The organism is Pseudoalteromonas sp. Isolate3 (assembly GCF_022398505.1).
Classification (GTDB): Bacteria; Pseudomonadota; Gammaproteobacteria; order Enterobacterales; family Alteromonadaceae; genus Pseudoalteromonas; species Pseudoalteromonas apostichopi.
In genome coordinates this window covers 1-23854 of sequence record NZ_JAKEVN010000064.1, presented here as the reverse complement: position 1 = coordinate 23854, position 23854 = coordinate 1, and the positions used below count along the sequence as shown (strand labels likewise).

Below are 23854 nucleotides of genomic sequence, written 5' to 3'. Positions count from 1 at the left end.
AAATAATTTAGTTGTTATTAAACAATTGGTTATGGTTTGTTTTGAAGGTTGAAAAAGGTGAGAAATTTACCGCTAAAGCTATACAGTATTTTATACAGTACTATGTAAATAGCTAAGTTTTGCTTCTATACAGGTATTTTGCATAAAAAAGCCGGTATAGAAACCGGCTCTTAATCTTTGTAGTTCTGCTATTTATCTAAGTAGGTATTTAAAAACTCAAGATATGCGTTTGAGGCTTTTATACGGTTTTCCTTTTTAGTAAACCCATGGCCTTCATCATCGAATAATACATATTCGACAGGCACACCATTTGCTTTTACAGCGGCAACGAGCTCATCGCTTTCAACTTGTAAAACGCGAGGGTCGTTAGCACCTTGAATCACCATTAAAGGCTTAGTGATGTTTTTAGCATGAAATAGTGGCGAAATTGCACGGTGACGTTCACCGTCTGTCGCGGGGTCGCCCATTTCGTCATACAGCGCCTTTTTAAAGCTTTCCCACCATGGTGGAATCGAGTTTAAGGTTCTAACCCAATTCGTTACACCAAAAATATTAATGCCGACTTTAAACTCTTCAGGTTCGAAGGCAAGTGCAGCAGCAGTCATAAAACCACCATAGCTGCCCCCTATGATGCCAATTTTATCAGCATCGACCCAATCTAGGCTTTGCAGGTGTTTTTTACCGTAAACGATATCTTGTAAATCGTCAGTGCCATGCTTTTTGTCATCTAAATGGAAGAAGGTTTTACCGTAGCCTGAGCTACCTCGGTTATTGACTGCAAAAATGGCATAACCATGATTTACTAGATGTTGCTGCATAGCACTATATCCAGTGCGGCTTTGTCCACCAGGGCCGCCATGCACCCATACTAAAGCAGGTACTTTGTTGTTGCTGTTGGCTTGCTTAGGCTTGTATAAAACTCCCGGAATTTCTAAACCATCAAAGCTTTTAAAGCGCACAATGGTGCTTTCAACCAAGTCACTTTGATCAATTGCATCACTTAATGTATTGGTTAATTGTTTAGCTTTCGACTCACCGACTTGCCATACAAATAGGTTGCTTGGAGAGGTGTCTGAATTTAGGTAAAACGCCATGGTTTTTTCATCAGCTGAAAAATTTACACCGCGTAAGTTACCAGCAGGCAGTGATGGCATGGCAATACCTTTACCTGTGGTGGTATCGATTATCGACACCTTAGTGCTTGCATCAGCATTAACACCGCTTACTTGGTAACGGCCAGATTTAGAGAAGTAAATAAAGCTTACATCCCACTCATCTTTGAGGGCAGGGCTGTGCTCACCGGTAGTTAAATCATAACGCCATACTTCTGCAAACTCACCCTTAGCATCAGTTGAGTAGTACAATGATTTACTGTCTCTTGAAAATGTTTCAGGGCCGTATTTAGCGTCGCCGTCATGGCGGGTAATGAGCTCTGGTTTCAGAGTTTTTTTACGAGTATCAAGTATGAATACATCACTGTCTTTGTTCGAATTGTTTTTCGATAAAGCAATAAAGCGGCCATCAGGGCTGATTGCGCCGACATCAAGGCCCATGGTATTTTGATAAACAGGTGTTACTTCATAGCTGTTAGCATCAACACGATATAGGTCCATAAACTTAGCATCACGCTGATTGCTGGTTATAAAAAACTGTTTACCGTCTTCGGTGAAGCCAGCAAACCCTGCTCGGGTTTCTTCACCAGGGGTGAGGTCTTTCACTGTGCCATCTGTTTCGCGAACATAGATGTGATAACGCTCGTTACCGCCTGAGTCTTTAGTAAATAATACGCGCTCATCTTGAGGGAAATAAGCCACTGCATAAGTACTGTCTTCAAAGTCTGTTAAGCGGGTTTTTTTGGCGGTTTTTATATCTACTTCATACAGGCTATAAATGCCGCTTTCGTCACTGCTAACGAGTATTTTGTCGCCTTTAGGTGAAAAGCTGCTGCCCATAATTGAGGTTGTATCAAAAAAAGTTTCAGCATCATACTGTTTAACAGTTTGGCTTTGTTGCACGCTTTCGGTGATGCTAGTTGATGGGGTTGATTGTGAACATCCTGCAAGTGCAAGGCTAAGCGCACATGCAACTGCTGCTATTTGAAAACTCGGTTTCATTGTAATTATTCCTTGTTAATTTTTCGTTATAAAGTGTTGCCTGTTCATAATCTAAACGCAAGTTTTACCCGTTCGATATTTGTTACAAATCATGTAAATAAATAGGTACATGAGTGTGCTAGAGAGTTTTTAAACGAAAAAACCAGCGCAATTTGCGCTGGTTTGGTTTTTCATAACAATTGGAATTGTTTTGCTAGCTTAAGCGGCGTCTGCTTTTTTATCGCTCTCGCCGCGGGCTACCTTACCGGCAACTAAGTCAGCTGGGTCAAAGTCGTCAACGTTAATAACATCAAGACGGGCTTTTTCAACAGCAGCTAATTTGTCGGCTTCAGCTTGGCTTAAAATACCTGCTTCAAGGCCCATTTGCGCTACTTTATCAAGCTGGAAGAAAGGCAGTTTCACGCCTTTTTCACGGCATACCTTGTCAAACAAAGGCTCAACTTCAAGAATGTCTTTAAGCGTTTGCTCCTGACGACCCACAAGGTTAAGCGGCTCGTTTTTAAGGTAAATGTAGTTAGCTAAACGGTTACGAGTTTCGCTTGGTACTTGTAATAAGTGAGCAAGTTTGTGCTCAAGCTTATCTGTAGGCTTACGAACTGGACGACCGAATGGGAATAACATGATTTTTAGCATCGCACGAAGTGGGGCAGATGGCATGTTGTTAATTAAGTCAGCTAGTGCACGTTGGCAGTGGTAAAGGTGATCTTGGCAGCTCCATTGAACAAGCGCAAAATCTTCTTTTTTACGGCCTTCGTCGTTGTAACGTTTAAGTGTTGCAGATACAAGGTATAAGTAGCTTAGTAAGTCACCTAAACGTGCAGAGATACGCTCTTTACGTTTTAATGAACCACCAAATACCGCCATGCTGATATCTGACATTAATGCTAACGATGCACTGAAACGTGACGCAACACGATAAAACTCAGCGGTTTCATCTTTGTACGGCGTACTCGTAAAACGTGCATTTGTAAATGCTAACCACTTAGTGCGAACAAGGTTCGAAATAGTAAAGCCAACGTGACCCATTAACGCTTTATCGAATACTGCAAGGGCTTCTTCGCGGTCTTCAATTGCACAAGCACCTAGCTCAGTTAACACAAATGGATGACAACGAATTGCACCTTGACCATAGATGATCATGTTACGTGTTAAGATATTTGCACCTTCAACGGTAATCGCAATTGGCGCACCTTGGTAGCCACGACCTAAATAGTTGTTTGGACCAAGCATGATGCCTTTACCACCGTGAACATCCATGCCGTGAATAGTCGCTTCACGCATTTGCTCAGTTAAGTGGTATTTAATAATTGCAGATACAACCGATGGTTTTTCACCAAGGTCAACAGCCCCTGTAGACATACTAACTGCAGCATCAGAGCTATATGCGTAACCTGCAAGTTTTGCCATTGATTCTTCAACACCTTCCATTTGACCAATTGGTAAACGGAATTGACGACGAATACGGCTGTAAGAGCCTGTTGCAAGCGCGATTGTTTTTATGCCACCTGTAGAGTTAGACGGCAATGTGATTGCACGACCAACAGATAAACATTCAACAAGCATACGCCAGCCTTGACCTGCCATTTTCGGGCCACCAATGATGTAATCAAGTGGTACAAAGATATCTTTACCGCGAGTAGGACCATTTTGGAATGGTACGTTTAGCGGGAAGTGACGACGGCCAATTTCTACTCCCGGAGTATCTGTTGGGATCAGCGCACAGGTAATACCAGGCTCTTTGTCATCACCTAGTAAACCGTCAGGATCTTGCAATTTAAATGCAAGGCCAAGTACAGTTGCAACAGGAGCAAGAGTAATATAACGCTTGTTCCATGTTAGGCTGATACCAACAACTTCTTCACCGTTCCATTGACCTTTACAAACAACACCGTAATCAGGAATTGCACTTGCGTCAGAACCTGCTTCTGGTGAGGTTAGCGCAAAACATGGAATTTCTTGACCACTCGCTAAGCGTGGTAAGTAATGATCTTTTTGCTCTTTAGTACCATAGTGCTGAAGTAATTCGCCCGGACCTAATGAGTTAGGTACACCTACGATAGAAGATAGCAACGTTGATTTACTTGTTAGTTTTTGCAGTACACATGATTGTGCATAGGCAGAAAACTCTAAACCGCCGTATTCTTTTTTGATGATCATGGCAAAGAACTTATTATCTTTTAGATATTGCCAAACATCTTGCGGTAAATCAGTTAGTTCGTGAGTTGCGTGCCAGTCATCTAGCATACTACACACTTCTTCAACAGGACCATCAATAAATGCTTGTTCTTCGATAGTCAGTTTAGGAGCTGGGTATTGGTGTAATTTGTTCCAGTCAGGACGACCACAAAACAGATCCGCTTCCCACCACGTAGTACCGGCATCGATTGCTGATTTTTCAGTATCCGACATAGTCGGTGTTACTTTTTTGAAAGCAGCAAAAATAGGTTTAATGATGTATTGTTGACGAACGCCAGTCACAGAAAGTGGCACAGCGATAAGTAAGAATAGTAGCCAACTAATTGCGCCAAACGCGCCAGCAAATGTGCCAACAAGTAAAGTCGCAATGGTAATACCTAAGCAGGTATTCCAGCTTGCTCTGTGGTAACTCGCAATACTAAGCAGCACGAGTAAACCAAGTAAAAATATGAGAGTCATTGATTATTCCTTAATAGAGGTCAGACCACCTCTTTTAGAGTAGCGCTAGAAAAGCGAATTATCAAGAGCAGAACAGAGATTAAAACAGTCTGTTCAGTGAGTTTTATTCATTTAAAAATGACTATCAGTGCAAAAAGATTTACAGCAAATTAGAAATTGTTAAGTAATTACTGATAATCATCGCCGCTAAAACAGCTATTAGTTGTGAATTGCTCAGATAGTTCTGAAAATCTCAGCATAGCAGTTGCTATCTTTAGCGCTATGTTTAACAATGAGCGCAGGCAGGGATCAGCCCATCATGCCTTTCCTTCGATTAGTTTTATAGGTTAAGAGTTCTATGTGTGAGTTGCTTGGCATGTCGGCCAATGTACCAACGGATATTTGTTTCAGTTTTTCAGGATTATTAGAGCGGGGTGGTAATACTGGCCCGCATAAAGATGGCTGGGGCATCACCTTTTATGAAGGTAAAGGCTGTCGTACATTTAAAGATCCAGAGCCAAGTTGCCAATCAGAAATTGCTAAACTCGTTAAAGCGTATCCAATAAAAAGTATTTCGGTGATAAGTCATATTCGTCAAGGTAATCGTGGCCGTGTATGTCTTGAAAACACTCATCCATTTACCCGAGAGTTGTGGGGACGCGAAATTACCTATGCTCACAATGGGCAATTATCGAATTATCATGATTTAAAGCCAGATTATTATCGGCCAGTGGGTAATACCGACAGTGAGCTAGCGTTTTGTTGGTTGCTCGATAAAATTCGCGAAAAATACCCTAAGCGCCCATCAAATATGGCATCTGTATTTCGTTATGCTGCTAAGCTTGCTCACACACTGCGTGAAAAAGGCGTATTTAACATGCTACTTACCGATGGTGTTTATGTTTTAGCTTATTGTACCAATAACTTACATTGGATCACTCGTCGAGCACCGTTTGGTAAAGCAACATTAATTGATGCTGATATGGTGGTCGATTTTCAAAAAGAAACCACACCGAATGATGTGGTTACTGTCATTGCGACAAGACCACTCACCAATGACGAGCGCTGGCAAAAAATGGAACCGGGTGAGTTTGCACTGTTTAAAATGGGCGAAAAAATCTAAAAAAGAATGAAGCGCTATTAGGGCGCTTCTTTACTTTCTTCATTTGTTAATGAGACTGGTGTGGTCACAGTGAATGAATTAAGTTGCACTTCAAATTGTTCTACCCCTTTTTCACCTTTCCACATACGAACTAACATGTAGTCCATTTCAGGAGCAAACCAAGCTAGCGCTTGACGCTTATCGTTATCGTATAAACGTTTTACTTTAATGGCTTCTACATTACCAATTGGCAGCGAAATCATTTCTGTGCCCACAACTTCAAAGTCGTAATTTCGCAGATTACCTTTTTTATCAATCAATGGATACGATAATTGCGTTTTGCCTTGTTTTAGTTCTTCGCGGACTTGTACTTGATAAGACAGTGAATCTTGAAAATCATCAGACCAATCAATTTTAAGTGGGTATTTACTTTGATTGCTTTGCACTTGCTTTTGAGTTGAATCAAATTTTAAGCTGTATTCTTTATCAGGCCCTGTTCCCGAGCGCTCCATAGTGTAACTTACTGGAGAGATTTTGTGATCATGATAAGTAAACATTGATGTTTCTTTTCGTGAGTCCGAAAAAATCATCCATTCGATTTCACTGTGATAAGTGATCACGTAATTACCGTCTGCGGCTCTTTTAAGCTCGCGGACTGCTTTACCATGGGTTTCGCCTTTACGAAGTACATCGTATTCTGCTTGGTATTGAGTGAGGTCGCCAGCTAAAACACTGGTAGGAAGTAATAAAGTGCCCACACAAGCAAGTAGGGCACTTAGATTTTTATTCTGGGTAGTGCGCGCCGTGTGCAGGAAGTTTCTTTTCGTCAAAAACTGCATAATCTGCTTCCATCTTGAGTCGTTGTTCACTGAACCACTTGACCACCAATGGATAGATTATATGTTCTTGCTGATGAACACGTTGTGCGAGTGTCTCTGCGGTATCGCTTTCGAGTACCGGAACTTTGGCTTGAAGAACAACGGGACCGCCGTCTAGCTCTTCTGTGACAAAGTGAACACTAACACCATGAACGTCATCTTTTGCATCTATCGCTCGTTGGTGGGTATTCAGCCCTTGGTACTTAGGCAACAAAGAAGGGTGAATGTTCAACATTTTTCCCTTAAATTTTTGCACTAAGCTAGGAGTAAGAATACGCATAAAACCAGCTAATACAACTAGATTTGGTTCAAAATTGTCAATAATGTCCATTAACTCAGCATCATAGGCCTCGCGCGAGTCAAAATCTTTATGGCTAAGTACACGAGTTTGTATGCCTGCATTTTTTGCTCGCTCAAGGCCATAGGCGTCGGCTTTATTACTAATTACAGCGGCGATTTCGGCCTTAATTTCACCACGCGCACACGCGTCAATGATGGCTTGAAGGTTAGAACCGCTACCAGAAATTAATACAACAAGACGACAAGGGGTCATTAGTCACGACCACCTAAAATTTCTACTTGCTCTTCGCCTGCTTTCGCATCTTGGATCTCACCGATATGCCATGCATTTTCGCCAAGATCTTTAAGAATTGTTAAGCTTTGCTCAAGTTTGTCAGCTGGAACAACTAATACCATGCCTACACCACAGTTGAATGTACGGTACATTTCGTGTGTTGTGATGTTGCCGTTTTCTTGTAACCAGTTGAAAACTACAGGCCATTCCCAGCTGTCGCCTTTGATTACTGCTTTTGCAGAATCAGGAAGTACGCGCGGGATGTTTTCCCAGAAGCCACCACCTGTGATGTGAGATAACGCGTGTACATCAACTTGCTTGAATAGCTCAAGTAATTGTTTAACGTAGATGCGAGTTGGCTCTAAAAGGTGATCGCCAAGTGCTTTGCCTTCAAGTTCAGCGCTTGTGTCTGCGCCAGATACTTCAAGGACTTTACGAATTAATGAGAAACCGTTTGAATGAGGACCACTTGATGCAAGTGCGATTAATTGGTCGCCTGCAGCAACTTTAGTACCGTCGATAATTTTTGATTTTTCTACCACACCAGTACAGAAACCAGCCATGTCATAGTCTTCGCCGTCGTACATACCTGGCATTTCAGCAGTTTCACCACCGATTAATGCACAGCCAGAAAGCTCACAGCCTTTACCAATACCTGTTACAACATCAGCCGCAGTATCTACGTCTAATTTACCAGTTGCATAGTAATCAAGGAAAAATAGTGGCTCTGCACCTTGTACAATAAGGTCGTTTACACACATAGCAACAAGGTCGATACCCACTGTGTCGTGCTTTTTAAGATCGATTGCTAAACGTAGTTTTGTACCAACACCGTCTGTGCCAGCAACCAGTACAGGCTCTTTATAGCCAGTTGGTAGTTCGCAAAGTGCGCCAAAACCACCGATACCGCCCATTACTTCAGGACGTCTGGTTTTTTTAACTACGCCTTTAATACGCTCAACAAGTGCATTACCGGCATCGATATCTACGCCCGCGTCTTTATAGCTAAGAGACTGTTTTTGTTCGCTCACAGGTTTTCCTCAAAAAAGTTGCATGTGGGTTGCTTAGAAACGCGCGTATTTTACAACAATTGCAATGGCGCGGCTAGTTGAAAAATCACTTTAACCGACTTGACAAGGACAGTTGTCCGGTTTTTTTTGCTTTCAAGTTACAAGGCTAAAGTATCAAGCAAATGACCCTTCAGCCTTGTAACTGATATTTGTTAAGCTTTCGCGGTTAAAATAGCGCGAAGAGGGGCTGGGTAACCTTCGATGGTTTTGCTGGTGTCATTTGGGTCTAAAAAGTCGACTAATGATTCGTTTTCCATCCACTGGGTTTTGCGTTGTTCTTCAAGCGTTGTGATTGCGCAGTCTTTTACTTGCACATCTTTAAAACCAACGCGCTCCATCCATAGTTTTAATGCGGCGGTGCTTGGGATAAACCATACATTACGCATTTTCGCATAACGGTCGGTTGGCACTAAAACTGTGTGTTCGTCACCTTCAACAACCAAAGTTTCAAGAACTAACTCACCCCCTGGGCGAAGCTGTGCTTTTAATTGTGCTAAAAAGTCGATAGGTGAACGACGGTGATATAAAACACCCATCGAAAATACTGTATCGAATGCTTTTAGCTCTGGCAGGGCTTCTACACCTAGCGGCAATAAGTGCACGTTGTCATCTTGATGATAATGCTTTATCGCTTGGAATTGGCATAAGAACAAATCGGATGGATCAATGCCCACTACAAAATTAGCGCCTTCACCGCGCATGCGCCACAAGTGATAACCTGAGCCACAGCCAATATCAAGCACAGTGCGGCCTTTTAACGGTTCGATATGAGGCAGTAAACGATCCCATTTCCAATCACTGCGCCACTCAGTATCAATCTCGATACCGTGTAAGCTGAATGGTCCTTTACGCCATGGCATCATGCGCTTTAATAAATGCGTTAACTGTTTTTGCTGGCCTTCAGATAGCTCATCACCGGTGCCAATTTGTACTTTATCCTGAAGGTTCACATGGTTTGTGCTTACCTCAGGTAAGTTTTTCAGCACTTTTTGCCATTTTGGTAAATCACCGTGGCTAGCTTCTAGTTCCCAGTGCTTTAATTGGCCAGGCAAAGTTTCGAGCCAGTGGCTAAGCGGGCTTTGTGCAATCGCAGCGTAAAATTGGTTAAACCATTGAGACATGAAATACTCTTTATATCGTTGTGATGATTACTTGATTGCAATCATCGAGCAGAAGTTAAAACATTGATACCACACTTGCGTTTGGCTAAAACCAATTTCACTTAATCGGTTTAAGTGGGTAGATAAATGATCAGGGCGCATGACATTTTCGATAGCCGTGCGCTTTTGGCTGATCTCCAGTTCTGAATAGCCGTTGTGACGTTTAAAATCATGGTGCAAATCAATGAGCAAATTATCGCATTGCTCATTTTCACCTCTAATTTTTTCGCTAAGCAGCAAAACGCCGCCAGGTTTTAAATTTGCATAAATCTTTTCAAGCACTGCTTGGCGCTTTTCAGGTGGAATAAACTGTAGTGTAAAGTTCATCGCTACCACAGAAGCATTCTCGATTGCTAAATCGTTTATATCACCCAGCGTGACAGTGACCGGCACGTCAGAGCGAAAACCTTGTAAATGTAATTTACAGCGTTCAACCATCGCTTCTGAGTTATCGACGGCAATAATATTACAGTTATCGGTGCGAATATTACGGCGCATACTTAACGTTACAGCACCAAGTGAACAGCCTAGGTCGTATAGGTTTGAATTACTTTGCGCGTACTCGCCAGCCAGTTTACCTATGGTGCTAACAATGGTTGCGTAACCCGGCACCGAACGCTGGATCATATCAGGGAAAACTTCTACTACATGTTGGTCAAAGCTAAAGTCTTTAACCGCTTGCTCAGTGGCATAAATACTGTCTTTTTGCGTCACGTGAACAGTCTCTTTAAAAAATAATACCGCTATTTTAGCATTTTTAACTGGATAGTCAGTGATAAATTCAGTAGCTTGGCTAGAATTATCAATAACAAGTACAAAAAAGAGAAGTTTAATGACAAAAAGCAAAGTGATCAGTACAGAAGATATCTTATCAACTCTGTGTCATTCAGTGACTGGAGTTCTGTCTTCAGCAAGTGGTAACGGTATTAGTTATTCTGCTATGGTTCAAAAAATCACCCGCACCTGTATGCGCCCAGATATTGGCTGTTTTGTATTGTTCGATGGTGGCTTTACCGGTCTTGTGGTAACAAACTTCACAGCGCAAGCAGCCATGGAAATTTACCATGATTACATGCGTAACATGGGTATGCCAGAAGACGAAATTGCACAAAGCCATTTATCAGATGATGTGGCGAACGTACTCGGAGAGCTGATGAACCAAATCGTTGGTGACTTTACGTCAAAAGTACGTGACCAGCTGCATACTTCTATCACGCAAAACCAACCTAAGATGATGGCAATTAACAAGCAGGTGCAAATCTCTGTTGATACTACCATGGATAGACCGCAAGCACGCCGTGTGACATTCACCACAGCTAAGCAAAATATCTTCTATCTTGAGCTGGCAATGGATAAAACTGAATTCATCAAGCTACATGACTTTGATATTTCAGAAGCCGTTGACCCAGATGACATCATTGAGAACGAAGCTAAACAAAAAGCTGAAAAGCAAAAAGCATCATCACAAGCAGACGATGCAGATGATGATTTTATGGCAGAACTTGGTTTGTAACCCAACGACTTGAGCTGTCAGCCGTCAGATAAAATAAACAGAGGCGCGGTTTAGACCGCGCTTTTTTGTGTTTAAAATGCTAAACACTTAGTGCTTTATAATAAGCTTATTGCAACTGTAAAATTCAATTGAGGGCACTAAACTCGGAGTTTGAAATATGGTTTTGCAGCTTTTATTAAGTTAATGCTTTGGTGCGTTATACATAAATTAAATAACTGAAATAACTCAATAGGCAGTTGAGTAACTAGTCTTGGCTTAAAGCTGAACTTAAAGCTCCTTTTAAAGCCTACATTCATCCAATTTATGCTTTACTCATTAAGCCTTAAATGGATTTGATGATTGCATGAATTACTTAAAAAACTTTATAACTAAATTTGTTTTCATGATGCAGAAGCGGCCGGGGTTGATGGCTGTGTTGGCTTTTTGCAGTGGTGTGGCAAGTTTTGTCTTTGTTGAGCGAAAAGAGTCGTTTTCGCAGCTTATCTCTATTTTGTTATTAGTTACTTGGTTGTGGTTGTTAATAGATAACTGGCTAAGAGATAAAGTAGAGGAGCGTTTTGGTGTGGCGGTATCGCCCAACGTGATGCGCTTTGCACTGCAAGTTGTGCAGCAAGAAAGTTTGTTTTTTGCATTACCATTTTTTTTGGCGGTGACAACTTGGGATCATGGGCAGGCCGCGTTTACTGCGTTAATTATACTTTGTGCGTTCGTTTCTGTTGTTGATCCCCTTTATTACAAAAAGCTTGCAAGGCACAGTGTCTGGTTTAGTGTGTTTCATAGCTTCTCTTTATTTGTCGTGCTGTCGGTTACCTTACCTATTTTATTAAAGTTAACGACCAGCCAGAGTTTTGAAATTGCGCTGATCACGGCTGTTATTTTAACGATTCCAAGTCTTGGCAATTTGATGCCAAATGCGAAATGGTGGCGTTTCCCACTGTTGGTGTTATTGCTTTGCGCTTTAAGTGCTGGGCTTTGGCAATTACGCAGTTTTGTACCCCCTGCGGCACTGCGTTTAACTGATATGAGCATGTCGTATCAGCTTGATGAACAAGCCCGTAAACCGCTTTCGCCAATAACAGAACTCACTGAGCAGAGCTTGCATGGAAAAGGTTTATATAGTTTTAGTGCGGTAAAAGCCCCTCGAGGTTTAGATGAAAAAATCTTCCATGTATGGGTACATAATCGTAAAGAAGTTGACCGCATAGCCTTGGATATTTCTGGTGGTCGCAAAGAGGGCTATCGTGCCTGGAGTCATAAAACGAATTTCCCTGCAAATGCTGCAGGAAAATGGGTCGTTAAAGTGGTTACCGAGTCAGGTCAGCTGATAGGACAGAAAAGGTTTGAGGTAATTGAAGTCTAGCTGTCAGCTTTCAGCCGTCAGTTTTTAGCTGATTGAGATGGAGGATAGTTATTAGTGTTTTTGAACAACAATAGCTTAACGTTCATTCCTCAGGTTTTATGTTTTTAGCTGATAGCTTTAGTACGGATTTTTCCCTTCACCTACCAACACACTGAATATTCTCAAATCCAGTTCTAGTTGATGGTATTGCGGTTCCATGTGGCAGCAAAGTTGATAGAAGGCTTTGTTGTGGTCTTTTTCTTTAAAATGAGCCAGCTCGTGTACGACGAGTGCTTTGAGAAGTGGTTCAGGTGCGCGAAGTAGATCGCTATTAATGGCAAGGTCGTGTTTTCGGGTTTTACCTTGCATACGGAAAGTATGGGTGCCTAAGGCATTTGTGACCATATCGCCTTGTTTTTTGAACGCGGCACGGCCAAATGGCAGGGCATTTTTAAGGTAACGCTTTTTCAATTCAGTGGCGTAATTGTATAAAGCTTTATCGCTGGTAATGCTATGTGCATCTGGGTATTTGCTTTTTAGGTATTTGGCAGCTCTGTCACCCTTAAATAACTGTAACACTTGCTCAATGATATGGGGCGGGTAACCTTGAAAATAACGGCTGTAATCTTTCATCTTTTCTCTAATAAATCGGGCGCTAAAATAAACTGCTTTGGCTTGCTTCGCGTTCACCTAAAAACGGCGCAAGCACGGGGTGATTGTAACCTAAATCTTGGCAAAACTGTCTTGCTAAAAGTGGTGACTGGCGATTATCTGCGGTATGAAAAAACAAATAGGGCGATTTTCCTTCATCAAGCCATTGTTTTACTTTTTTCAGCCAAGGCTGGTAATACGATTTATATTCATGTTCAAGGCTGGCAATCACAAAGCGCAGCATTGGCTGATTTCCTGTTGCAATGGCATGCACCGGTAAATAGGGCTTTTTCTTTTGCGCATCAATGAGTGCATCGGTATCGGCGGGTACAGCAAATAAAGCGCGGGTATCCATGCTTATGCGGTCTATATTGTTTTCAATTAATAGCTGATTTAAACGAATTTCAGCATCATCCTTATTAAAAAAGCCGGGGTGACGTACTTCTACACCGTAACTAAGTTGTTTGGGGAGTTGTGCAATAAAATTAGCAAGCAGTGGCAGTGCTTCTGGTCCAAAGGCGCGGGGTAGCTGCAACATAACTTGCCCCGTTTTAGCAAAGATTGGCTCAAATAAGTTTAGCCATGCATTAAGTTCATTATTTATATTTGTCAGTTGTAATTCGTGACTAAAACGACGATGAAACTTAAAAGTAAATTTAAAATCTTCGGGAACCGCATCATGCCAGCGCAATAATGACTCATGACTTGGGTCAGCATAAAAACTGGTGTTGCCCTCGACTGAGTTAAAGCATTGCGCATACTCACTGAGCATGTCGGCGCTTTTACAGTGACTAGAGAGTAAATTTCCTTTCCATGCGGTACTAGACCACTGCGGACAACCTAAATACAGCATTAAATCAACCAATAAATTGAAACTGTGCTTAGTGTAACAAAAGAAATGTTTGCTCAGAAGTCGGGGTGTATATTTAGCCCCCGACAGGCACTGCTGGCACTCGCATTTTGAGATGGTTTGGGTATAATGCTCTGCCTTAAATGATTACTTTGTATAGTGGCTTTTGCTCTCAAAATAGCGAACTCTTAAGAGCAGGCGGCTATAAGTCTTTAACTGACAGGAATACTATGCGCTCTATATATTGCGGACAGCTAAATAAATCTCACGTAGATCAAGAAGTTGAACTATGTGGTTGGATCAACAAACGCCGTGACCTTGGTGGCCTTATCTTCGTCGATTTACGTGACAGAGAAGGTTTAGTACAAGTTGTTTTTGATCCTGAAGTAGAAGGATTAATGGATACTGCGAATAAACTACGTCAAGAGTTTTGTGTGCAGTTAAAAGGTGTTGTTCGCGCACGCCCTGATAGCCAAGTAAACAAAGACATGGCAACAGGTGAAGTTGAAATTTTAGGCACAAGCTTAACTATCATCAACCGTTCAGAGCCATTACCACTTGATTTTAATCAGCAAAACTCTGAAGAGCGCCGCTTAAAATACCGTTACCTAGATTTACGTCGTCTTGAAATGAGCGACCGTATCAAACTTCGTGCAAAAGCGAGCAGCTTTGTGCGTCGTTTCTTGGATGACAACGGTTTCTTAGATATCGAAACACCGGTACTAACAAAAGCAACACCAGAGGGTGCGCGTGACTACTTAGTACCTAGCCGTGTTCACAAAGGTAGCTTCTACGCTTTACCTCAATCGCCACAGTTATTTAAACAATTATTAATGATGTCGGGCTTTGACCGTTACTATCAAATTGTTAAATGTTTCCGTGACGAAGACTTACGTGCAGACCGTCAGCCAGAATTCACACAAATCGATTTAGAGACGTCATTCATGAGCTCTGATGAAGTGCGTGCAATGACTGAGAAAATGATTACAGAAATGTGGCAATCATTATTAGACGTTGACTTAGGCGACTTCCCAGTGATGCCGTACAGCGAAGCAATGCGTTTATATGGTTCTGATAAACCAGACCTACGTAACCCAATGCAGCTTGTTGACGTTGCCGATTTAGTAAAAGACGTTGAGTTTAAAGTATTCTCAGGTCCTGCTAATGACGAAAAAGGCCGTGTTGCTGTATTAACTGTACCAGGCGGTGCTGAGCTTTCTCGTAAACAAATCGACGATTACACTAAATTCATCGGTATCTATGGTGCGAAAGGTCTAGCTTGGATGAAAGTGAACGACCGTGCTGCGGGCGTTGAAGGTGTGCAATCACCAATCGCTAAATTCTTAAACGAAGAGGTGATCAACCAATTACTTGAGCGTACTAATGCGCAATCTGGTGATATCATTTTATTCGGTGCTGATAAGCGCAACGTTGTAAACGAAGCAATGGGTGCATTACGTCTTAAGATTGGTGTTGATTTAGGCATTACTGATCTTGATAGCTGGAAACCTTTATGGGTTGTTGACTTCCCAATGTTCGAAGAAGACGACGAAGGTACATTGCATGCGGTTCACCACCCATTCACTGCACCGAAAGGTATTTCTGCCCAAGAGCTTGAAGCAAACCCAGCTGCAGCATTATCAGATGCATACGACATGGTATTAAATGGCTACGAAGTTGGTGGTGGTTCGGTACGTATTCACAATGCCGATATGCAAGAAACAGCATTCAGAATCTTAGGTATTGATGCACAAGAGCAACAAGACAAGTTTGGTTTCTTACTTGATGCACTTAAGTACGGTACACCTCCGCATGCGGGTCTTGCGTTTGGTCTTGACCGTTTAGTTATGCTGTTATGTGGTACTGACAACATTCGTGACGTGATTGCTTTCCCTAAAACAACGCAAGCATCATGTTTATTAACAGATGCACCAAGCAAAGCAAATGCAGATGCATTAACTGAGCTAGCAATTAATGTTGTAGCGAAAGACGCTGAATAATTCATAATAAACTGAATTATAAGACTTAATGAATAATAACCCTAAGGTATATGCCTTAGGGTTTTTTTGTGCTTAAATGAATATTTAGTATGTTCTTCAAGGAGAGAAAATGAATATCAATGCAACTTTAATCGGCCAAATAATTGTTATTTTAATCCCTGTGTTTGCCGCTATCAGCTATTACTTAGGCAAGCGTAAAACCTCAACACCAATCGTGGTGGCCGTTATTGGTGGATTATTAGCGCTTATTCCCTTGTTTGGTCTTATTTTTATTGCAGTTCTTGCGCTTAAACAAGATATTGAGACCACCGCGTGATCGTAAGCCACTCGCTTTATTTTGAACACACCTTTGAAGTAAACCTAGAAGACCAAACATTTTCGCATTGCGAATTTGATCAATGTGAATTTATCGACTGTGACTTTAGCAATAGTCAGTTTGAAAACTGCCGGTTTATAGAGTGTGAGTTTAAAAACTGTAATTTAGCTGCGCTTGGGCTTAGATACACCTCACTCGAAGAAGTGAACTTTAAACAGTGTAAATTAACCAGTGTACGCTTTACTGATGTTGATTGGCCGCTACTCGCTAGCCGTGCTCCAGTGAGTTTTATTGGCTGTGAGCTTAGCCACAGCAGCTTTTTTGAGCTTAGCTTAAAAGCTTTAAAAATGCGTAGCTGTTTTGCCAAAGATGTTGATTTTAGACATGCAGATTTATCTTCTGCTGATTTTACTGATACTGATTTTCGTGACAGCTTGTTTCAACAAAGCAATCTCAGTAAAGCTAATTTTATAGGTGCTAGTCACTTTGCTATTGATATAACAGCTAACAATATCAGTAAGGCCAAATTTGAACGTTATGCCGCTTTGGATTTATTAGCAGGGCTCGACATCGAGCTGGTGGATTAAAGTTAAGGAAAGTTATGGATTTAAGCCCCATCACCTTGCAAGGTCAATTTGTTAAATTAGTACCGTTAACGTTGGAGCACCGTGATGCTTTAGTAAGCGCCGCTTCAGATGGAAAGCTTTGGGACCTATGGTTTACCTCGGTGCCCAATGAAGAGCGTGTGGACGATTATCTAACTATGGCGTTTGAGCAACAGTCACTTGGACGCGCAATACCATTTGCTGTCATCGATAAACACACAGGCACCGTGATAGGCTCAACTCGCTTTTGTAATATTGACAGTAAAAATCGCCGTTTAGAAATTGGCTATACCTGGTATGCCAAGCGTTTTCAGCGTACTGGGGTTAATACTGAATGTAAAAAACTGCTGCTGAGTTATGCATTTGAAACGCTTAATGTGATTGCTGTTGAGTTTCGTACCCATTGGCATAATCAGGCTTCGCGCAATGCCATTGCTCGCTTAGGAGCAAAACAAGATGGGGTTCTTCGTAATCACCAAATAATGGCCGATGGATGTGTACGCGACACCGTGGTGTTTTCAATTATTGATGGTGAGTGGCCGATGGTTAAACGCAGCTTAGAATTCAAATTAGAGCAGTCATAGCATGTTAAATATTAAAAAGGCGGCGCTAATGCTCGCGTTAACCCTTAGCGGGCAGACAGCCTTTGCTAATCAAACAGAGATACTGTTTGATACACAGCGAGCTCGCCATATTCCGGTGACCATTACAGTAGCCGATAGCAAATGCACGATAAAGAAAAAATGCCCAGTGGCGTTTATTGGGGCAGGCTATGGTATGGCGCATACAGACTATCAATTTGCCCAGCAGGCCTTCCATCAGCATGGTTATTTAACGGTTGAAGTTGCTCATGAGTTAAAAGGCGATCCGAGTTTAAATCCTGAGACACCATACATGACCACACGCATGGAAAACTGGCACCGTGGTGTACAAACCCTTGAGTTTTTAGCCGTAGAACTTGCAAAGCGTTATGCTGAGTATGACTTTAATCAGCTCACTTTATTTGGTCACTCAAATGGGGGTGATATTGCAGCATTATATGCCGCTATTTATCCCGCTAAGGTTTCTAAATTGATCACCCTCGATCATCGTCGTATGCTGACCCCAAGGAACAAAAATATTGCTGTACTGACACTACGTGGTAGCGATTACCCAGCAGATGACAACGTATTGCTTACGCAGCAAGAACTCGCTGTATACCCAGTGACGCAAATTAAGCTTAAAGATTCGCGCCATAACGATATGTATGATGGTGGCCCAGAAGCGCTTGTCGCACGTATGAGTAAAGAACTTAATACGTTTTTGGCACGTTTTTGATGCTCAGTTAAAACTGAGCATCAATATCGCTGCGAAAATTAAAATAGCCCATCTCGACAAGGTTGTTATACACACCCTCAATATTCAGTGGTAGCCATTGCTGGTACATTTTTAAATGGCTGTATTGGGGCAAGCTTATTTCTTTTTGTAAGGTAGCAAGGTTTTTACCTTTTAACATGCCATCGCGAACGGCAGTGTGTAAGTCTTCAATGTAGTGTAAGTAAGAGACAACATCATCGCGGTTGCCTGTATCAGCATGGCCACCTATAAATGCAGCAAACGCAGGTTCATTTAACACGGCTTTGGTTGAATGCAGCATGCCGTTAATATCGTAACCAATCAGATTTTTATATGGCATGCGGCCAAGTACAATCCAATCAACAACATAAAGTACATTGGCAGGCATAAAGCGCATACTGACATTACCACGGCCATTATTTGGCCCATAGTAATTAAGCTGCACGTAGCTATCACCTAAATCGACTTTGAGTGTATCGGTAAAAGTAAGATCAGGCAGGGCAGTAGGCACTTTATTCAATTTAAGGTCCTCAGCTGCAAACTGATGAGCGACGACAGTTGTGTTGGTATCGATTAGCTCATTACCGCCCATCGCATGGTCAACATGGCTATGGCTGTATAGCATGTATTTGATATCTGCGTTAAAGGTTTTCTTTATATAGCTTTTTAAGTATTTTGCGGCATCGCTATTAATAGGATCCGTTACCAAGGCAAGGTTATCAACAATCATAAAAGCACTATGATAATGGCCGACAGTAAAGCGATATACATTATCTTTAATATTTTCGACTTTATAGTTTGCTTGCACAGCTGAGGTGACCGGATTGGTAACGAGTATGAGCGCACTGAAAAGTAAAATTTGCAGCCTTGTGAACATAAGCGATCCTTTCGTGTTGAAACATGTCTTTTTAACCATATCAAAGTTTATGTAATAGTACGCATTATACTACTTAAAGGCTTAGTTGATCTGTATCAAACTTAAGGAGCTAAGCTAGGCAGGGGCGGACATAAGTCCTTATGTTTTTGCTTGTGTTTCTCTATTCTCGCGAAGCGCTATAATGAAGAAATGCTATGCTTAGCACAGACTTCTAGAACCTTATTCACTGGAAAAGACAATGCAACATTTACCTACCGTTGATTATAAAGCGAGCGATGCGGCCGCTCAATTTGTTGAGTCACTAAGAAACACAGGTTTCGGTGTATTAAAAAACCACCCAATACCTCAGTCATTAGTTGAGTCTATTTACAAAAATTGGCAAGAATTCTTTAATTCTGAGCAAAAGCATGAGTTTTTATTTTCAAAAGAAACACAAGATGGTTACTTCCCACCATCAGTGTCAGAAGTTGCAAAAGGCTTTACCGTTAAAGATATTAAAGAGTACTACCACGTTTATCCAAAAGGCCGTGTTCCAGCACAGCTAGAAGAAGAAATCCGTGAGTACTATCGCTTAGCCAATGAGTTTGCGGCAACATTATTAAGTTGGGTTCAGGCAGAAGCACCAGAAGAGGTGCGTGCTAAGTTCTCTATCGACCTTAAAGATATGATTGCTGACTCTGAGCAAACACTCCTGCGTATTCTTCACTATCCACCAATGACTGGTGATGAAGAGCCTGGTGCAATCCGTGCGGCAGCACACGGTGACATCAATTTATTAACTGTATTACCAGCGGCGAATGAACCCGGTTTACAAGTACAAAAAACAGATGGTGGTTGGTTAGACGTACCATGTGATTTTGGTAACCTGATCATCAATATTGGTGACATGCTACAAGAAGCGTCAGGTGGTTACTTCCCATCAACTATTCACCGCGTGATCAACCCAACGGGTAAAGCGTCAACGAAATCACGTATTTCGTTACCACTATTCTTACACCCGCGTCCTGATGTTGTGCTTTCTGAGCGCTACACTGCAGACAGCTATTTACAAGAGCGTTTACGCGAACTTGGTGTTAAGTAAAGATTAGCTATACCCAAACCACCTCAAGGTGGTTTGGGTATATAAGATAAAGCGGCATCAGAGCCGCTTTTTTTATACCTAAAATTATTCTGCTAAATCCACCATTAAGTACTAGTTTGTAAATAATTCCATGCATTATTGACTATCCTAGGTATAATGCGCCCACTTCGCCGTATCGGCTGAATTTTTTAAAGAGAGATAGTATGAGTTTTGATGGGTTAGGTTTATCACCAGCTTTAGTAAATGCAGTTTTAGAAAAGGGCTATGAAGCACCAACGCCTATTCAATCACAAGCTATCCCTGCGATCATTGAAGGTCGCGATGTTATGGCCGCAGCGCAAACTGGCACAGGCAAAACCGCGGGTTTTACGCTGCCGCTAATTGAGCGCTTGTCAAAAGGCCCTAAAGCAGGTGGCAATAAAGTACGTGCATTAGTATTGGCACCAACTCGTGAGCTTGCTTTGCAAGTAAGCGAAAATGTTGAGCAATATGCTAAGCATTCAAATGTCAGCTCATTTGTAGTGTATGGTGGTGTTAAAATTAACCCGCAAATGATGCGCCTTCGCAAAGGTGTTGATATTTTAGTGGCAACACCAGGTCGTTTATTAGACCTACACAATCAAAATGCTCTTAAGTTTGATGATTTAGAAGTACTGATCCTTGATGAAGCCGATCGTATGCTTGATATGGGCTTTATCCATGATATCAAACGTATCATTGCTAAACTGCCAACTAAACGTCAAAACCTGATGTTCTCAGCGACTTTCTCTGATGAAATTCGTGAACTTGCAAAAGGGCTAATTAACGATCCGGTTGAAATTTCAGTTGCAGCAAAAAACACGACCGCTAAATCGGTTACTCAATCAGTTTATGCGCTAGATAAATCGCGCAAAACAGCATTACTTAGCCACTTGATCCGTACTAACGATTGGCAACAAGTATTGGTATTTTGTCGTACCAAACATGGTGCTAACCGTTTAGTTAAGCAGCTTGAACGCGATGATATTGTGGGTGCTGCCATTCACGGAAATAAATCGCAAGGCGCTCGTGTTAAAGCACTCGAAGGCTTTAAATCAGGTGAAGTGCGCGTACTAGTGGCAACCGATATCGTTGCCCGAGGTCTTGATATTGTTGAGCTACCTCACGTTGTTAACTACGATTTACCGAATATTTATGAAGATTACGTACACCGTATCGGCCGTACAGGCCGAGCAGGTGCATCGGGTCATGCTATTTCGTTTGTGACAGCTGAAGATGCAGTTGATCTTTACGGTATTGAACGTTTTATTGGTGAATTGATCCCACGCGCGACTGAAGCAGGTTTTGAACCAAGCAATCCCGTGCCTGAACGAGAGCTTGATGCACGCCCAATTAAACCCAAAAAGCCGAAAAAAGCCAAACAGCCGTTTTCTAAGCCTAAGTCGGATAGTAAAAAACCAAATAGCAATGGCAGTGGCATAGGTCCACGCCGTGGTGGTTCTGGGAAAAAATCTAATGCCAAGAAAGCAAGTGACGAGCAAACACAAAGCCCATGGGCTAAGCGTCAGTCTGTAGGGGGGAATTCTCAGCGCAGACGTCGCCCTAAGAATGATGGCTCAAATAACAGCTAATTTATTGGTTAATTAATATAAAGCGCGCCTGTGTTGGCGCGTTTTTTTATGGGTCTGCAAAGTCACACGGCTTTAAGGTAATTAACGGCTAAACCAATAAATAAAGTCACGCTGACACTGAGTAAGGTACCGAGCATAACGTATTCAGTCAGTTTTTTATCTCTACTGGCACTTAAATCACCAAAGCGGAATACGGATTTTGCCGCAAGTAAAAAGCCAACGCCTGAAAATTGGTCCAGTAAGATAAATGTTAGCATTAATACCCGCTCAAGCATGCCGATACTTTGCCCCGCAGCTGGTAAACTGCCCGTGGTGCTAAAGCCAGATGTGATCCGCTCTAACATCATTCGAATAAACACCGCTGTTGGATTTAAAATTAATAAATAGCCACACAGCACCCATAATGTTGCCGGTTGCATCAGCCATTGCCAGCTATGTGTAAAAAACTTATCGTTTTCGCTTAACCATATAGCCAGTAAGAACAAGATAACTAAATGTGCAAGTTGGTCGACAATAAAAGGAACCACACCTTTACTTGAGTAAGATTTAGCAAGGTCGATTAGATAGTGTGTAACCATAATCACTGCCGTGGCGATAACGACGTTTGAAAGCGCTTGCCAGCCATAATTAAACTCCCAAAATAATAGTACCAAAAATGAGCTAGCACCGTGGATGAGCACGTGCAAGTAAAGTTTACTGGCACGAAAGTGGCGCGTATTTCTGTCATGTACCCAGCTCATAGGTTGCCAGTAAAAGTCGGCAATTAAATGCGCTAAAATTAAGCTTACGATAAGTAATGAAAAACTCATGTTGTCATTCCTTTGAGTGTGGTTTGGCTGTACTGTATAAAACGTTCAATTAATTGGTAGTGAGCCAAATTTAATAGCTTTGTGACATTGGCTCGGCTTGTTGCGAGTTCTTTAGCAAGTTCGGCATGGTTGTTGTGTTCTGCTGTTAAATAATAAAACAATGCATTTGCTTGTTTTTGACTCATTTTTTCAAGTAATACTTCTATTAGTTCAATATTGAGTAAAAAACCCTCTTCAAGGGGTTGATTGTCTATTTGTAAAGTGAGCCGTTGATGGCCCATATTATCTAACCCCCGGCCAGATAGAGTATAGGCGCTGCCTGTGGCTGTTTTTATATCGGCACGGGAGTTCTCGAGTGAGCCAATAGCCAAACTTTGTCGCAGTTCGTAATTGGCTGCTTTCATTTGCAAATACAACAAAATTGCAGCATGACAGACCTGCTCTGGCTCTGTTAACTGTATTTGCAATGCATCGCCACGATATATGCTAAAACTTGCATTAAAGCGCTTGGCAACAAAGCGTAAGCTTTGATCAAGCTGATACAGCATGGCATCGTATTCTTGTTGTGGAATTTTTTGTGATTTAATTAAATCACCGCTGATCACCGCAATCATTATGATCCCTTAGGTTAAGTAACTTAATTTAGTTACATCGCGTTAAGTAACCAAATTTGGTTACTTTGTTTTATGTAACCAATTTAGGTTACTTTTTCGTAAATATCAACCTAGATATGCTACAGTGAACACAAATCACTAAAAACAGAAAAATTATGTCAGCAGTTGATAAGCTAAGAGTCGGTATCTTTGTAGATGTACAAAATATTTATTACACCTGTAAAGAAAGCTACAAGAAAAACTTTGATTACAATGCCTTTTGGGCACAGATGAGCGAACGCTATGAAATTGATTGCGCCATTGCGTATGCAATTTATCGTGGTGATGAAAAGCAATCGCAGTTTCAAAATATTCTGCGCGCAATTGGCTTTGAGGTAAAACTGAAACCTTTTATTCAGCGCAGAGATGGTAGTGCGAAAGGGGATTGGGATGTTGGCATTACCATTGATATGCTAGAGCATGCCAAGCAGCTCGATAAAATGGTATTACTTTCGGGTGATGGAGATTTTGCGTTATTGCTTGGCCATTTAGCGAATAAGTATCAGCTACCGTGTGATGTCTATGGGGCAGAGCACCTCACTGCCGATATTTTAAAGCAAGCCGCAGCTGAATTTCACTGTATTGACGATTCACTGYTGTTATCAAGGAAGAAAAAAATATTCCATTTTAAATAAAATGTTTAACTAAAGTATTATTTCGGCTAAGCTTGCATTAGTTAAACT

At 41.6% G+C, this 23854-nt stretch carries 23 protein-coding genes; 11 read left to right on the top strand and 12 right to left on the bottom strand.

Features of this window, described 5'->3' with window-relative positions; translation table 11 throughout:
* Positions 1-188: 188 nt before the first annotated feature.
* Both L1D46_RS13065 and fadE read right to left on the bottom strand, forming a co-directional pair.
* Entirely contained in the window at positions 189-2114 is a 1926-nt protein-coding gene (locus L1D46_RS13065; RefSeq protein WP_239977641.1) for a S9 family peptidase, read from the bottom strand.
* Positions 2115-2312: 198 nt separating this feature from the next.
* Positions 2313-4769, bottom strand: coding sequence for an acyl-CoA dehydrogenase FadE (fadE, locus tag L1D46_RS13060; RefSeq protein WP_130051220.1), 2457 nt, complete (start codon positions 4767-4769; stop codon positions 2313-2315).
* A 337-nt stretch (positions 4770-5106) separates the two neighbouring features.
* On the opposite strand from fadE, the gene L1D46_RS13055 reads away from it, so the two are divergent.
* Positions 5107-5871 (top strand): class II glutamine amidotransferase, encoded by a 765-nt coding sequence (locus L1D46_RS13055; protein ID WP_138599717.1) that lies wholly within the window; start codon positions 5107-5109, stop codon positions 5869-5871.
* Between the two features lie 17 nt (positions 5872-5888).
* On the opposite strand, the gene L1D46_RS13050 is transcribed toward L1D46_RS13055, so the two are convergent.
* From L1D46_RS13050 to cmoA, 5 genes are all read right to left on the bottom strand, one after another.
* Entirely contained in the window at positions 5889-6689 is an 801-nt protein-coding gene (locus tag L1D46_RS13050) for a DUF3108 domain-containing protein (protein WP_130051222.1), read from the bottom strand.
* Positions 6634-7281: a phosphoribosylglycinamide formyltransferase gene (gene purN, locus L1D46_RS13045; protein ID WP_130051223.1), complete on the bottom strand. Its 648-nt coding sequence runs from the start codon at positions 7279-7281 to the stop codon at positions 6634-6636. The genes L1D46_RS13050 and purN overlap by 56 nt, the downstream gene beginning before the upstream one ends.
* Complete coding sequence (purM, locus tag L1D46_RS13040) at positions 7281-8333, bottom strand: phosphoribosylformylglycinamidine cyclo-ligase (RefSeq protein WP_239977640.1); 1053 nt, start codon at positions 8331-8333, stop codon at positions 7281-7283. The genes purN and purM overlap by 1 nt, the downstream gene beginning before the upstream one ends.
* Before the next feature lie 191 nt (positions 8334-8524).
* Positions 8525-9493 (bottom strand): tRNA 5-methoxyuridine(34)/uridine 5-oxyacetic acid(34) synthase CmoB, encoded by a 969-nt coding sequence (cmoB, locus tag L1D46_RS13035; RefSeq protein ID WP_130051225.1) that lies wholly within the window; start codon positions 9491-9493, stop codon positions 8525-8527.
* Between the two features lie 27 nt (positions 9494-9520).
* A complete protein-coding gene (gene cmoA / locus L1D46_RS13030) occupies positions 9521-10246 on the bottom strand; it encodes a carboxy-S-adenosyl-L-methionine synthase CmoA (protein WP_063706202.1) in 726 nt (241 codons plus the stop codon).
* Between the two features lie 118 nt (positions 10247-10364).
* Here cmoA and L1D46_RS13025 point away from each other — a divergent pair, with 118 nt between their 5' ends.
* Both L1D46_RS13025 and L1D46_RS13020 read left to right on the top strand, forming a co-directional pair.
* The gene (locus tag L1D46_RS13025; RefSeq protein ID WP_063705977.1) at positions 10365-11045 is read left to right on the top strand and encodes a DUF3334 family protein; all 681 of its coding nucleotides are present in this window, start codon (positions 10365-10367) and stop codon (positions 11043-11045) included.
* A 343-nt stretch (positions 11046-11388) separates the two neighbouring features.
* Positions 11389-12405, top strand: coding sequence for a DUF5924 family protein (locus L1D46_RS13020; protein WP_178927144.1), 1017 nt, complete (start codon positions 11389-11391; stop codon positions 12403-12405).
* 117 nt (positions 12406-12522) lie between these two features.
* On the opposite strand, the gene L1D46_RS13015 is transcribed toward L1D46_RS13020, so the two are convergent.
* Positions 12523-13017 carry a YgjP-like metallopeptidase domain-containing protein gene (locus L1D46_RS13015; protein ID WP_130051226.1) on the bottom strand — a complete coding sequence of 165 codons (495 nt, stop codon included), beginning with the start codon at positions 13015-13017 and terminating at the stop codon, positions 12523-12525.
* A 22-nt stretch (positions 13018-13039) separates the two neighbouring features.
* A complete protein-coding gene (locus tag L1D46_RS13010) occupies positions 13040-13888 on the bottom strand; it encodes a DUF72 domain-containing protein (protein ID WP_239977639.1) in 849 nt (282 codons plus the stop codon).
* Positions 13889-14115: 227 nt separating this feature from the next.
* On the opposite strand from L1D46_RS13010, the gene aspS reads away from it, so the two are divergent.
* The 5 genes from aspS (at position 14116) to L1D46_RS12985 (ending at position 18123) form a co-directional block, all read left to right on the top strand.
* On the top strand, positions 14116-15885 hold the full coding sequence (aspS, locus tag L1D46_RS13005) for an aspartate--tRNA ligase (RefSeq protein WP_130051228.1): 1770 nt from the start codon (positions 14116-14118) through the stop codon (positions 15883-15885).
* A gap of 109 nt (positions 15886-15994) precedes the next feature.
* Positions 15995-16201 (top strand): hypothetical protein, encoded by a 207-nt coding sequence (locus L1D46_RS13000; protein ID WP_058585269.1) that lies wholly within the window; start codon positions 15995-15997, stop codon positions 16199-16201.
* Positions 16201-16788, top strand: coding sequence for a pentapeptide repeat-containing protein (locus L1D46_RS12995; RefSeq protein ID WP_239977642.1), 588 nt, complete (start codon positions 16201-16203; stop codon positions 16786-16788). The genes L1D46_RS13000 and L1D46_RS12995 overlap by 1 nt, the downstream gene beginning before the upstream one ends.
* A gap of 14 nt (positions 16789-16802) precedes the next feature.
* Positions 16803-17390 carry a GNAT family N-acetyltransferase gene (locus tag L1D46_RS12990; RefSeq protein ID WP_239977638.1) on the top strand — a complete coding sequence of 196 codons (588 nt, stop codon included), beginning with the start codon at positions 16803-16805 and terminating at the stop codon, positions 17388-17390.
* Between the two features lies 1 nt (position 17391).
* The gene (locus L1D46_RS12985) at positions 17392-18123 is read left to right on the top strand and encodes an alpha/beta hydrolase (RefSeq protein ID WP_239977637.1); all 732 of its coding nucleotides are present in this window, start codon (positions 17392-17394) and stop codon (positions 18121-18123) included.
* Between the two features lie 7 nt (positions 18124-18130).
* On the opposite strand, the gene L1D46_RS12980 is transcribed toward L1D46_RS12985, so the two are convergent.
* Positions 18131-19018 (bottom strand): MBL fold metallo-hydrolase, encoded by an 888-nt coding sequence (locus tag L1D46_RS12980; protein WP_239977636.1) that lies wholly within the window; start codon positions 19016-19018, stop codon positions 18131-18133.
* A gap of 238 nt (positions 19019-19256) precedes the next feature.
* Between L1D46_RS12980 and L1D46_RS12975 the strand changes: the two genes are divergently transcribed.
* Positions 19257-20099 (top strand): 2OG-Fe(II) oxygenase family protein, encoded by an 843-nt coding sequence (locus tag L1D46_RS12975; protein ID WP_130051232.1) that lies wholly within the window; start codon positions 19257-19259, stop codon positions 20097-20099.
* 203 nt (positions 20100-20302) lie between these two features.
* Positions 20303-21709, top strand: coding sequence for a DEAD/DEAH box helicase (locus tag L1D46_RS12970; RefSeq protein ID WP_130051233.1), 1407 nt, complete (start codon positions 20303-20305; stop codon positions 21707-21709).
* A 62-nt stretch (positions 21710-21771) separates the two neighbouring features.
* On the opposite strand, the gene L1D46_RS12965 is transcribed toward L1D46_RS12970, so the two are convergent.
* Positions 21772-22518, bottom strand: coding sequence for a DUF3307 domain-containing protein (locus L1D46_RS12965; RefSeq protein ID WP_130051234.1), 747 nt, complete (start codon positions 22516-22518; stop codon positions 21772-21774).
* Positions 22515-23132, bottom strand: a complete 618-nt coding sequence (locus tag L1D46_RS12960) for a hypothetical protein (protein WP_239977635.1) — start codon at positions 23130-23132, stop codon at positions 22515-22517. The genes L1D46_RS12965 and L1D46_RS12960 overlap by 4 nt, the downstream gene beginning before the upstream one ends.
* Before the next feature lie 155 nt (positions 23133-23287).
* Here L1D46_RS12960 and L1D46_RS12955 point away from each other — a divergent pair, with 155 nt between their 5' ends.
* Positions 23288-23806, top strand: a complete 519-nt coding sequence (locus tag L1D46_RS12955; RefSeq protein WP_239977634.1) for an NYN domain-containing protein — start codon at positions 23288-23290, stop codon at positions 23804-23806.
* Positions 23807-23854: the final 48 nt, after the last annotated feature.